The organism is Pirellulaceae bacterium (genome assembly GCA_029243025.1).
Lineage (GTDB): Bacteria > Planctomycetota > Planctomycetia > Pirellulales > Pirellulaceae.
Genome location: JAQWSU010000056.1, coordinates 103,433 through 116,838, shown reverse-complemented (window position 1 = coordinate 116,838; position 13,406 = coordinate 103,433). Strand labels below are relative to the sequence as shown.

Sequence of the window (13,406 nt, the reverse complement as noted above, 5' to 3'; positions counted from 1 at the left end):
ATGAAGATGACTTGCGAAAACTCCGCTTGCCGGAATGCAATACTGTTGCTGCTTACACCGTTTCTGTTCCTTGTTGGTGACGCCTACGCGGTCGCTGAAGGGATTGAGATTGCAAACATTGAACGCGACGACGAGGTTTCGTTCCAGAACGAAATCTTACCGGTGCTGCGTCAGAAATGTTTGGCCTGTCACAATCAGACCGATGCGGAAAGTGATTTGGTACTCGAAACACCTGCTTCGATACTCAAAGGGGGTGCGGAAGGACCGGCGGTGATTCCCGGCGACAGTAAAGAGAGCTTGATGCTTGCTGTGGCGGCACATTTGTCGGAGCCGATCATGCCGCCCGAGGATAACGATGCGGATGCGGATAACTTTTCATCCGCAGAGCTCGGCTTGCTCAAGCTCTGGATTGATCAAGGTGCCAAGGCGGATGCCGATGCGGTGGCGGAATCGATTCAATGGCAACCGTTGCCACCCGGAGTGAATCCCGTGTATTCGGTGGCAATGTCGGCGAATGGTCAATTTGTGGCCGCCGGACGTGCCAACCAAGTCTTTCTCTATCGAGGCCAAGCAGAGCTAGGTCGCTTGTCGGATGACGAGTTGGTGCAAACGCAACCGACGGCGAAACCTGGCGTGGCTCATCTTGATATGGTCCAATCGCTTGCCTTCAATCCGGATGGGTCCCAAATTGCATCGGGGGGATTTCGGACGGTCAAAATCTGGCAGCGAGTGCCTTCTTTGGTTTCCGAACAACAGTTAGTTGAGCAAGCTCCCTCACTGGTCGCAGTGAGTCAGGATGGCATGCTGACCGTGGTTGCTGACACAAGTGGAAAGTTGGTGGCCTGGCGAGGTGATGAACGAATCGCAGATTGGATGCCGCACTCCACTGCGGTGCAGGCAGTTGCCATCAGTCCGGACAGCCAGCATTTGGCGACGGCAGCAGAGGGCAAAGTGTTGAAGATCTCGGCTCTCGATGGTCAGGCCGAATTAGGGCAAGTTGAATTGAACGGCCCCGCCAAGGCAATTGTTTGGCTCGGCAATCGAATTGTGATTGCTGGAGAGGATCCTGCGATACAGATTTGGCAATGGGAACCGGATTCCAAGCAGCTCTCGCTGGCCGGGACACTTGAAGGCCATACGGGACCCGTCACGGCGATTGCCGCCGTCGGCCAAGCCGGCTTGCTATCGGCCAGTGGAGATGGCTCTGTTCGTCTTTGGGATCTCAATAATTTCAAAGAAACGCGTCAATTAAACCATGGCGGACCGGTGAGCTGTTTGGCCGTCTCTCCCGATGGCTCGAAATGTGTAACCGGGGGTGACGATTCGGCGACGAAAGTCTGGAAGTTGAGTGACGGCGGCGAAATTGCCAGCTTGACAACCAATCTGCGATTGAATGAAACGCATCGCCGACATCGATTCGAATTTGAAGTCGCACAGCGGCATGTGGAGAATGGCAAAAAAGATTTGGAGGCGGGTGAGAAACGGAAGAAGCAAGAAGAGGAAAATCTCAAAAAGGTTGAAGAGACTCTCAAGAAAACGAATGAAGAGTTAACGAAAAAGCAGGAGGCAGCTACCAAGGGCGAAGAGGCAAAGAAGGCTGCTGAAAAAGAACATCAGACCGCGGTCGATCAGCAAACAGAAATGCAAAAAGCGGTCGAAGCTGCGAAAGCCACCGAAGCAGAAGAGGATGACAAGGAAGCGGCTGCGAATCTGGCGAAGTCAACAAAAGCAGTGGAAGAGTCTAAAAAGAAACTCGATGAAGCGACGAAAAATGCCAAGAAAACGGCTGATGAACTTGTGACCGCTCAACGTAGCTTGGAATCTTCAAAGCGATCTTTGGAACGAGCGAAAACAGCTTTGACGAATGCCGGTCAAGCACTGGAACCGTTGAAAATCGCAGTGACTGGATCGGAAGAGTTTGTGAAAACAAAGGAAGCTGAATTCAAGGCAGCTGAAAAGTCCGATCAAGAGTTCCAGTTGCAAGCCAACTGTTTGGTGATGACGGCCGATGGATCACATTTTGCCGTTGGATCGACCGACGGAAGTCTGTTCGTCTGTCAGGCAGATGATGGCAGCCTCCAGCAGCAAATTAAAATGGGTGAAGTGGCACCATTGGCACTCCACTCTGTCGATGCAACAAATCTCTTTTCGATCAATGCGAACGGGGCCAAGCAAGCGTGGAGTTTGCTGCCACGTTGGGAACTCAGTCAGGTCATCGGTTCCCCCGAGGGAGACTCGCCTTTTCAGGATCGTGTTACCGCCTTGGCCTTCAGTCCCGACGGTAACCATCTGGCTGTGGGAGGAGGAGAACCTTCGCGTATTGGTGAACTAAAGATTGTGAGCGTCAAGGATGGGGCGATCGTCAAGGAATTGGTGGATGCCCACAGCGATACTGTTTTCGGTGTCGCGTTTTCACCAGATGGTCAACGCTTGGCTAGCTGCGGAGCTGACCGATTTATGAAAGTATTTGACGTTGAGACCGGGGAGCTTGCAAAAACGTTTGAGGGGCATACACATCACGTTCTCGATGTCGCTTGGCAAGCCGATGGACGGGTGCTGGCGACAGCCGGAGCCGATAAAGTGGTCAAGGTTTGGGATTTCAATAACGGATCGCAAATCAAGACGATCCAAGGCTTTGGTAAAGAAGTGACGGCGCTAGACTTTTCAGGATCGACCAATCGCTTCTTTGCTGCTTGTGGTGATCAATCTCTCTATCGATGTAACACCGAAGGAGCCCGTGACGGAATCGGAAAGGCTCAGGATTTTCTCTATGCGGTGAGCAGTAATCGTACAGGTGATACGGTCGTCTTTGCCGGGCACGACAGCGTGGTGCGGATGGTGGATTCCGACGGTAAAGAACCGATTGAGCACGCTGCTCCCTGATCACTCCCCATGCGCGCTAGATCGCTGCCGCGACTCTGACGCAAGGCCGCGGTCATCAGGACTACCACGATCACGATCACGTACGCTGATCGGCGAACGTTTTCTGGTGCATCCTCTCCAAACGATGCGGTCGCGAGAAAGTGACACAAGACAAACGTCAGCAAGACCGAGGTGCCGAGTGAACTCGTCGCAAATAAATTGTCCCCCAGCAGACGGTTCTGCTGTAGTGGTTCTGTTTTGACGAGTAGCCAAGTGCCAACAATAATTTGAAATAGTGTCGCGGCTAACGCGATGCGGGCGGAACCTTGTCGAATCCGGTTGCGTTCCGAGAGGGTGGTTCCTGCTTGATCAGCATTATTTCCAAGGGTCTGGCACATGACGTAGACTCCCGTTACGGCGATCGATGCGAACAAGAAATGGACGGTCATTGGCAAGACGTCATTGGAATAGGCGATTCGGCGGAATTCACCGGTGCTGATGGAATCCCCAAACCGCGCATGGTTCCGAGCCACGTAGGTCATCGCACCGAACAAAGACGGGAAGTGGTACAGAAGATTGGTCGATGCCAGAATCGCAAGGCTGCGATGAAGGAATACTGATTTTCGATGGACCGCACTCCGATCCCACATGCGGATGTAGATCGCCATGCAGGCTAACGAGAAAAAGATTTCTGCGATCCCCCAGGAGATTTTCCACGTGAATCGAGGCAAGATGCTGACGAATTGGCCGTCGGAAAATCCCCAGGAAAGAAACCCGAGTAGCAAGCCCACGATGATTCCGCTGATTAAGGTGATGATTGAGGCAATCGCCAATCTTCTACCCAAATACAAAGCTGCTCGGTTTTCAACTTGCCGCTCAAGGTAAATGCAGAACAGAGGCGCTGCCGAGGCAATATTCACTAATAGCAAGTGGATTGACAGCAATAAAATGGCTAGTATTTCCAAGATCATTTTCGACTCGTCCTTTTGATCCAATCATAGCACAGTGACTGCCGGTTGCAGATCAGGTGTGTGCTCGGACTGCTAGGTCGCTGATCGAGATTTTGAGTGATCCGTATGTTGGTAAATAACGCTAACGACAGTTTTCGTTACGAGTCTTTACCTGATTCGACAAGCAGGCTATCCTCCAAACATGGATGCTAATTTAATCAAAGTACTTGTGATTGCTGGTGCCGGTGGCCTGATCGGTTCGTTGGTTGGAGGCCTTTTAGCAATTTTTGGTAAGGGTAATACCAACATGCGAGTTGAAAATACCACCGCGATTGGTTTTTTGGTTGGTGCTTCACTCGGTGCCCTGTTGGGGATCTTTGCGACGATGTTGGACCGCGTTTAAGTCGTGGGTGGCGGGACTCTTGGGTTGCAAACATCTCTGCAGCTTTGTTTCGTACTCCAGAACAGGGTTCTTGCGACCATGATGGGATGCCGCGGGCACGCTGCACCGCGACGGGCACTTGTTGCGCATCGCCGACCTCTCTCTTCGCTGCCACCGGGTCGTTGGGTTTGACGTTGGGTTTGACGTTGGGTTCCGATAGCTTTCCAGACTTTCCCACCTCGTCCGATTCTCGGTTTTTGAGTTTTCGCTCGGAAACGACTCTGAGCCGTAAGAACAAAGAGCATCCGAGTACAATTACCGAGTTGCTCTGGTATGATTTGCCCGCTTGAGCCAGGATAGGACGTTGACACAAACATCCGGTTGTGGATTTCGTAAGCGAGTTCAAGGAATGAGTGGTAAATCGAAACGGGATCAGGCGTCGACTGAGTCAGGTTCCAAGCGCAGGTGGCTGCACGAGATTATTTTTGAGGCAGACACACCGTTGGGAAAGTTGTTCGATGAGGCCTTGCTAGTCGCCATTCTGTTCAGTGTTGCCCTGGTGCTGCTCGAAAGCATCAAGCCCGTTCGTGATCGATGGGGTACTCAGCTTGATATCGCGAGTGTGGGTATTACCCTTCTATTTACGATTGAATACATTTTGCGAGTTTCGTGTGTCCGCCGACCCTTGCGATATGTTTATAGTTTTTTTGGCATTGTTGATTTGTTGGCGATCGTGCCTGGCTACTTCGCGCTGTTCGTGCACGGTCCCGAGTATTGGATGGTGCTGAGGTCACTACGTCTATTGCGGGTGTTTCACGTATTTAAGATGGGACCCTACGTTGCAGAAACTAAAGTTCTTGTCGCCGCGATTCTTGAGACTCGGGTGAAAATTATTGTGTTCTTGATGGTCGTCGTTACGATGGTCTTAATCTTGGGAACTGCGATTTACGTTGTCGAAAATCCGGATCCCGACAATCCTGACCCCGGGAATAAGTTTACCAACATCCCGATCAGTGTTTATTGGGCCATTGTGACGGTAACGACGGTCGGCTACGGAGATATGGCACCGCAAACGGTTTTGGGGCAATTCATGGCTGCGTTGGCGATGCTGATTGGTTACAGCATGATCATTGTTCCAGTCGCGATTTTTTCGGTTGAGGTGATCCGAGGCCAGACCCTTAATGTTTCGACGCAGGCCTGTCGCTCCTGCTCTGGAAGCGGGCATGATTACAATGCTCGTTTCTGTAAGTATTGTGGGGAAAGTTTGGCGTGAATGGGCTGAAACTATTCTTGCATTTTCTGGCTTGCGGAAGACTGTAATGGCATTTCAAAACAGGCTATCTCTTCGCCGTTACGAACGTAGAGTCGGTTTCCAATAAGTACTGGATGGTTCCATGTTTTGCTGTTCAAGACTTGGATTTGACTCAGTTCTTCCAGTTGCTCCGGATTGGTCCTGAGCAGCACAAGCTCTCCGCTTTCACTTAATACGAGTAACTGCTCTGCATTGGGCAATAGGAGCACTTGGCCGTGACCGTATCTTCCCTTTTTCCAACGCCGTTCGCCCGTTTTAAGATCGACACAAGCGAAGATGTTCTTATCGAAGCCATAAAGATATCCGTCATGGGCGACGAAGTCGTTGTAGTCAGGCTTTATGTCTCGTGTTGTCCAACGTTCTGAAGCTTGGAAATTGCCCTCATCGTCCTGAATCAAGTCGATACGACGCGTGCCGGTTCCCATGCCCGTGCCAAGTAGCACGCTGCTTTTATCCACTACTAAAGGCTGGAGTACGCGGTAACCCTCATAAGGCCATTCATGTTTCCAGACTACTTCTCCGTCGGTTGGATCATAGGCTGTCAAACCTTCATTACAGAGCATTAGCAGTTGAGTATTCCCACCGACTGACATGAGTTGGGGCGAACTATAGCTGTGGTCACCACTGGGCGCCGACCAACGTTGTTGACCTGATTCAATATCGAATGCGACAATCCCCTGACCGCTTGGTCCGCCGGCATGGACAATCACCAAATCCTCAAAGATCAGCGGAGATGATGAAAAACCCCACGTCGGTGGTTTCGGGCGGATATCGCGAAGATCCGTTTGCCACTCGACAGTGCCGTTCATGGCATCCATTCGGTGAACTATCCCTTCAGCGCCTAACGCATAAACTTTACCTTCATGAAATGTTGGTGTGGCGCGTGGCCCCGGTCCTGCAACGGCTTCCCAGAAACGCGACGGGTATTCCGTGGCCCATATTTCCCGACCGGTTTCGGTATCGTAGCAAACAACGACTTCATTGGTGCCTCGCTGCTCCTGTGTGAATAATTGATTGCCCGCTACGCTGAAGGAGGACCAACCTGGGCCGCATTGCGATCGCCAGCGTTCACGAGGCGGAGTCGATTTCCAGTTTTCTGCCAAGCTGACTTCCGGCTGCACTCCATTACGTTCAGCTCCTCGAAATGATGGCCATGGCGAAATGCTGGTTCCCAGTGCAGGCCCACGGGCATCGGTTGAGATCTTCCTCGATTTGAGACTCGCGAGGAAAAGATCTTCTGACGTAGGAGTCCAACGCCAACTGCGACTTGATCGAAAATCCCCCCAAACGCCATCGTTGCGAACCAGGTCCCAAGTACCAAAGCCGATCAGAGCAGCAAGGATGACCAGTGTCGTTCTGGCTGTAGAAGAAAGTTTTCGGCCGAGAATCATGCTGAGCGTCACCGTTGTCATCCCTCCAGGAACGACGTACATCAGAACTCCGAAGCCCTGCATGGACTTATCGGCGATGGCGATCGCCGTTGCGGCGATTAGGGCCGTTGCTGTGATTCCGACTGCTTTTTCCTTGGCTGTTGCTCGGCTGAATGCGGCCCACCAAACGAGAATCAAAACGGAGCAGATGAGCGGAACGAAAACGCTTGCCATGAAGACGGTCGTATCGACATCCATCATCGATGGCAACGTCCGCACGAACCAGAGGCTCGAAAGGAGTAGCACAGCGGGCCAAATACGTAGTGGGATCGACGTTACTTGATCGGCGAGTTTTGTATTCATGCAAGACGAGTGTACTGAAAATGCGACGAATGAGAAGGTGCAATCGAAAGCCACCGGACAGAGGTTTTCTTCTTCTTCCCGTTGCGTGCAGTCGCGAGACAGATGCCGCACTGAGTCGATTACTCGAGATTCGCGACCAGGAGAATGACCGACCGTGGATGGACGAGATATTCTTCGTCTCGAACGGAGGGTGCTTGTCTTGGGTCACAGAAATCATCGGGCGACGGAAGGAAAGTATCGATCACTCGAGACCAGTTTGTAAATCGATTGGGAGGGGAGGGCAATTGGAAACTAAGGGGTTCCCAGTAGCTATTCAGAATCAAATGAAACCACTCGCGAGAACCTTCGACAGTAAAGGAAAGCGTACGCGACGCCTCGCCCCAATCGGGTTGCCCGAGACGCACTCCGTGCCATTGGATGGTGGTTTTTTGTAAGAGTTCCGCGAGTGATCGTCTTGGTCCTTGTCGCATCGGCAGGCTCAGCCGAAACTGAATCAGGCTTCGGACGAATCGGTGAAGATCGGCATTGGTTTCCAGCAAGCTCCAATCGAACCAATTCAACTCATTGTTGTGGCAATAGGTATTGTTGTTACCATTTTTTGTACGCCCCGCCTCGTCTCCCATCAGCAACATGGGAACTCCCAACGCCAGCAAATTAATCGTGAAGAGATTTTTTACTTGTCGTTGACGTCGTCGAATGATTTCTGGATCGTCAGTTGGTCCTTCGACACCGCAATTCCAGCTGATGTTGTCATTGTGACCGTCTTGATTGTTTTCATGGTTGGCTAAGTTGTGCTTCACGTTGTAGGACACCAGGTCCTGCATGGTGAAGCCGTCGTGGCAGGTGACAAAATTGATGCTTCGCTCGGGTTCCCGCGGTTGGTGAGCATAAATATCGGGGCTAGCAAGGAATCGTGCGGCCAGTTTCCCTGAATATCCGGGATCGCTTTTGACGAAGTGTCGAACGTCGTCGCGGAATTGTCCGTTCCATTCTTTCCAGTGGTCTCCAAAGAAGCTGCCTACTTGATACAGGCCCGCGGCATCCCATGCTTCGGCGATCAATTTCGTTCCACTCAGAATCGGGTCGGTTTCAATGTCCCACAAGATTGGCGGGTTGGCGACCGGCTTTCCTTTGATATTTCGAGAAAGTACGGATGCAAGATCGAAACGGAAACCGTCTACGTGCATCTCGGTGACCCAGTAACGCAAGCTGTCCAGAATTAGACGTCGCACGATCGAATGGTTCGCATTTAACGAATTGCCCGTGCCGCTATAGTTCATGTAGGTGTCACGTGTTTGAGACAGAATGTAGTAGGCGTCGTTTTCAAAACCTCGGAAACAAAAGGTGGGTCCGAATTCATTGCCCTCTGCGGTGTGGTTGTAGACGACGTCCAGGATGACTTCGATTCCGGATCGATGTAGAGCTTTGACCATGTCGCGAAACTCGTTAATCGCGCGTAAAGGATGGTTGGAGCTGCTGTAGCCCGCATGCGGAGCAAAAAATGAAACCGGGTTATAACCCCAGTAGTTGACCAGCCCATCCGGGGCTTCCTGTGGGTCGAATTGAAAGATGGGCAACAGTTCGACAGCCGTTACTCCTAATTGTTGTAGGTAGGGGATCTTTTCGATCAATCCGGCATAAGTACCACGTCGATTGGCTGCCACGCCGGAATTGGGGTGGGCGGTGAAGGCAGCGACATGCATTTCGTAAATCACTGTTTTTGCAAATCGAGTGTTCAGTGGTTGGTCGCCTTCCCAATCATAGGCAGACGGATCCGTAACCACGCTCTTCATGGCGGTCGCCGTGTTTTCTTCGGCCCTCGTGGCCGCTAATCGATCGTAGTTGTCAGGGACTGCAACACCGCGTCCATAGGGGTCGAGAAGCAGTTTTGTGTTGTCGAATCGAAGGCCTTCTTCTGGGGCGAAAGGTCCATCGACTCGATAGGCATAGATTTGTCCTGCCGTAATTCCTGGTACGAAAACGTGCCAATAATGAAATGTCTGGTGATGTCGATTAGGGAGAAGCTGGATGCGACGTGACGGTTTCGCATCATCGGCCTGATCGAAGAATAGCAGTTCAAGTGAGTTGGCATTCTTGGAGTAGACCGAGAAATTGGCGCCCGTGGGATAAACCGTCGCTCCCAGGGGGAAACTGCGACCGGGTAGGAATTCATTGCTCATAGCTGTGGTTAGCGGCAAGGGTCAGGGAATCGTGCTCGAATGGGTCGTGGAGCATCGCGCAACGCTCCCGTGCGAATCTCAAACGACATCTGCCGGACCCGTGGTCCAGAATAACATCCGTAACTTCCGATTGACGATCTATTCAGGAAATTTGCGTCGACGATGCGAGATCGTCGGTCGGTGTTTCAACTTAGAAGCAGATGACATCACGAACCGAATTTCGTGGCGTGCACTGTGAGACATCATTGACAACTCGCCGCTTTTTGCAGCGACGCGTCAAGTCGATGGTACGTTGCAACGACCTCCCGATTCTATCGCCAAGCCGAATGGTTTGATGAGCGAATCAAGTGAGATGGCGATTCGGGTGGATTTCCCAGTCAGGAGGCTGTTGTTTGTCGCAGGCTGGACGGTCAGCAGCGACTAATAACCTTGATTCAAGTTTACACTCACAAATCGTGGAGCTACGCGAGCGATCTCTGCACCCGCCGAATCGTGAATCACTGCAACGACGTTGTAGGTTCCTGGGGCGGCGAAGTCAGCCGGCCATTGAGCCAGCTGCCGAACAAAGTTTCCCTCGGTTTGCATCGTTTCGGTTTCTTCCGCGCTGAATTCTCCCAGCAGCTTTCCCTGCAAATTGAACAATTGGAAGCTTACTTTTCCGATGTCCTGCATGTGATTGGGAGGCATGGCAATGCGAGCTTGGACCTGAGGTTTTTGTGGCTGTGACCAAGCCGTATCAATGCGAATGGGCATCATTACTGCGGCGCAAGTTTTCCAGTCCTCAGCACGGAATTCATCAATCAGTCGGACGCGGGCAAGGTTTCCTGGTTGCTGTACAGAAAGTGGACTGCCGAAGACGAAGCTTCGGTAGGAACGCGGCCCGCCATCGCTGTATGAGAGTTCGGCGTCAATGCCAATGACTTCGCCAGTTTTGGCCGCGAATTTGGGAAAGTTAACCCAGGGGAGCTTGAACTCGACTTCCAGTCCATGTTTCCAAGTTCGAGCCGCGACTTCGATCCCCGTTTTTGGGATTGCATCAAGGTAGCCAGGACGAAGACAAAAACGTGGGTTGAGCTGATCTTGTTTCATGGGAGTCCAGAAGCAATGCACCGAGCCCTTACCCCATTTTTGATTCAAGAACGAATCGTCTCGCCGGGTGTCGAAATACCACTCGACCGCATCGCCCTCCCAGAGTGGGGCAACGGGTGAAAACATCTTTTCATCCAATGTACGGAGGCCCACGTAGAAGGCTTCGTCATCCCAAAGATAAAGAAATTGAGCTGCTCGATTTTTAAAATCGGGATGGAAAAATTCGACAGGAGTGCAGATCGCGTGCTTGAATTCCTTCAAATTGCCGTCGACGGTGATGCTGGATTTGGCTCGAGTGACGACGGCTCGGATTGGGCCTGCGTCGGGCTTTTCTGCCGGTGAAACGGCCGGAAACATCCAGGTTAGACCGATGGCAAACAACATGGCTCGTATCGGTATGGAGGGAATAGCCTGCATTCTTTTTCTCTTTCGTGAGTGCGATCAGACCCGACGCAAGGGTTGTTTAGCACAGTGGGTTGTTTCATGCCGTGCTTGCGGTGATCCGACTTCGATGGAAAATAAGAGAAGTATGATATCAAAAGTAGACGTCCCCGACTGATTTTTCAGCGAAACCTGGCAACTCGTCCTGACAACAGGATCGGTGGCCCGGCCCATTCAATCACCGGTAAGCGAGAGCATCGTTCCCGGGTGGGATTTTGAGAAATGGCGAAAAACGGTTGGGTAAGATTTCGGTAGAGAATCGGTAGGGAACTAGTGGAAATGCAGACCGTCGACCTGATTGCAACTTGTGCCTTTGGATTAGAGGCAATCGTCAAGCGAGAATTAAAACAGCTCGGTTACGATCCCCGGACATTGCATCCCGGTCGTATTCAGTTTTCCGGTGATTTCCAGGCGATCTGCCGCGCCAATTTGTTTTTGAGATGTGCCGAGCGAATTTTGATTTGTCTCGGTCGCTTTGAGGCGAATGACTTTGGAGAGCTGTTTGATCAGACGAATGCCTTACCCTGGCATGAGTGGATATCCAAAGACGGGGCTTTCCCTGTAAACGGCAAGTCAGTTAAGTCACAGCTGTCGAGTGTTCCTGCTTGCCAGAGGATGGTGAAGAAGGCGATTGTAAATAAGCTATTAGCGGCCCACCAACTGTCGACATTGCCAGAAACGGGGCCTACCTATGCCGTGGAAGTTGCGTTACTAGATAACATGGCGACTTTGTCGATTGATACGACGGGCTCTGGTTTACACAAACGTGGATACCGTCCGTCGACTGGGCCTGCCCCGTTACGTGAAACGCTTGCGGCAGCGCTGGTGAATTTAAGTTTCTGGAAGCCGGATCGACCGTTGATTGATCCCTTTTGTGGGACAGGGACGATTCCCATCGAAGCCGCCATGATTGGTCGCCGGATAGCGCCTGGGCTGAAACGTTCTTTTGTGTCGGAATCATGGCCGATGGTAAGTAGTGATGTTTGGAAGGCAGCTCGCGATGAAGCCCAAGATCAGATTCTACCGAAACTTGAGGAACGAATTCTGGGAACTGACGCCAGTTGGCGAGACCTGAAACTGGCTCGTAACCATGCGGCGGCGGCAGGGGTGGAAGACGATATTCACTTCCAGCAGATCAAGTTTGAAGATTTGACCAGTAAACGAAAGTATGGTTGTACGATCTGTAATCCGCCTTACGGACGTCGGCTTGGTGATCGTAAAGAAGTGCTTCCGCTCTATAAGACTTTTCCCCTGGTGCTTCGGCGTTTACCGACTTGGTCGCATTTTGTGCTCACGTCGTTGGTCGATTTCGAACGCGTTATTGGTCAGCAGGCGGATCGTCGTCGAAAACTTTACAATGGTCGCATCGAATGTCAGTACTACCAATTTCATGGTCCGGATCCGACGGGCCATTCGACGGGCCATTCGACGGAAATGGACCAGCCCCAAAAGCCAAAGTCTGCGATCGAGCCTGTTTTCGGTGGCGTCGATCAAACCGCAATGCGGCAGGCAACTGAGTTTCGGAATCGTTTAATGAAACGAGCCCGCCACCTTCGACGTTGGCCAGGTCGAGGGATCACTTGCTATCGTCTTTACGAACGTGATGTTCCAGAGGTTCCATTGGTTGTCGACCGCTATGAGGACAATTTGCATATTGCAGAATTTGCCAGGCCACATGAACGAACGGTTGCCCAGCACGCGGATTGGCTTGATTTGATGGTCAAGACGGCTGCCGAAGTGACCGACGTTGATTTGTCGAATGTCCACATGAAATATCATGATCGTCAACGTGGTCGTTCGCAGTACGAGCGGAGCAGTTCGGAAGGTCGAACACTAGTCGTAAATGAAGGCGGGTTGAAGTTTCGCGTGAATCTTTCTGATTATCTGGACACGGGCCTCTTCTTGGATCATCGGCAGACACGAGAGTTGGTGCGGCAATGCGCGGGAAATTGCCGTTTCCTGAATTTGTTTGGCTATACGGGCAGTTTCACCGCTTACGCGATCGCGGGTGGAGCCAACTCGAGCGTCACCGTTGACTCATCCAATACCTATCTGAAATGGGCAGAAGAAAATCTAAGGTTGAACAATCTGATGGGACCGAAGCAGCGATTTGTACGCTCAGACGCAATTGATTACTTGCGGTGTTTACCTGGCGATAGTCAGTTCGATTTGGCCGTTGTGGATCCTCCCACTTTTTCCAATAGCAAAGATCATCAACAAGATTGGGAAGTGCAACGTGACCATATCTCGCTTCTGCACGAGGTCAAACGCCGCATGTCTCCGCAAGGTGTGATCTTCTTTTCGACTAACTTTCGACGTTTTAAGTTGGCTGATACGGAACTTGCGGATTTCCAGATACGTGAGATTACCAAGCAAACGATTCCACCCGACTTTCGCAATCAACGAATTCATCGCTGTTGGAAAATGACGCTTGTCTCTTAGGCTGTACGACTTGTT

At 51.6% G+C, this 13,406-nt stretch carries 8 protein-coding genes; 4 read left to right on the top strand and 4 right to left on the bottom strand.

Going from position 1 to position 13,406, the window contains the following annotated elements; translation table 11 throughout:
* Complete coding sequence (locus P8N76_27910) at window positions 1-2,883, top strand: hypothetical protein (GenBank protein ID MDG2385527.1); 2,883 nt, start codon at window positions 1-3, stop codon at window positions 2,881-2,883.
* Here P8N76_27910 and P8N76_27905 read toward each other — a convergent pair.
* A complete protein-coding gene (locus P8N76_27905) occupies window positions 2,769-3,833 on the bottom strand; it encodes a hypothetical protein (GenBank protein MDG2385526.1) in 1,065 nt (354 codons plus the stop codon). The genes P8N76_27910 and P8N76_27905 overlap by 115 nt on opposite strands.
* A 181-nt stretch (window positions 3,834-4,014) precedes the next feature.
* Here P8N76_27905 and P8N76_27900 point away from each other — a divergent pair, with 181 nt between their 5' ends.
* Entirely contained in the window at window positions 4,015-4,215 is a 201-nt protein-coding gene (locus P8N76_27900) for a hypothetical protein (GenBank protein MDG2385525.1), read from the top strand.
* 388 nt (window positions 4,216-4,603) lie between these two features.
* Window positions 4,604-5,467 carry an ion transporter gene (locus P8N76_27895; protein MDG2385524.1) on the top strand — a complete coding sequence of 288 codons (864 nt, stop codon included), beginning with the start codon at window positions 4,604-4,606 and terminating at the stop codon, window positions 5,465-5,467.
* 11 nt (window positions 5,468-5,478) lie between these two features.
* Here P8N76_27895 and P8N76_27890 read toward each other — a convergent pair whose 3' ends face one another.
* The 3 genes from P8N76_27890 to P8N76_27880 form a co-directional block, all read right to left on the bottom strand.
* Window positions 5,479-7,239: a PQQ-like beta-propeller repeat protein gene (locus tag P8N76_27890; protein MDG2385523.1), complete on the bottom strand. Its 1,761-nt coding sequence runs from the start codon at window positions 7,237-7,239 to the stop codon at window positions 5,479-5,481.
* A gap of 119 nt (window positions 7,240-7,358) precedes the next feature.
* Window positions 7,359-9,419: a glycogen debranching protein GlgX gene (gene glgX, locus P8N76_27885; GenBank protein MDG2385522.1), complete on the bottom strand. Its 2,061-nt coding sequence runs from the start codon at window positions 9,417-9,419 to the stop codon at window positions 7,359-7,361.
* Window positions 9,420-9,839: 420 nt separating this feature from the next.
* Window positions 9,840-10,925: a sugar-binding protein gene (locus P8N76_27880; GenBank protein MDG2385521.1), complete on the bottom strand. Its 1,086-nt coding sequence runs from the start codon at window positions 10,923-10,925 to the stop codon at window positions 9,840-9,842.
* A 303-nt stretch (window positions 10,926-11,228) separates the two neighbouring features.
* On the opposite strand from P8N76_27880, the gene rlmKL reads away from it, so the two are divergent.
* Window positions 11,229-13,391: a bifunctional 23S rRNA (guanine(2069)-N(7))-methyltransferase RlmK/23S rRNA (guanine(2445)-N(2))-methyltransferase RlmL gene (gene rlmKL, locus P8N76_27875; protein MDG2385520.1), complete on the top strand. Its 2,163-nt coding sequence runs from the start codon at window positions 11,229-11,231 to the stop codon at window positions 13,389-13,391.
* Window positions 13,392-13,406: the final 15 nt, after the last annotated feature.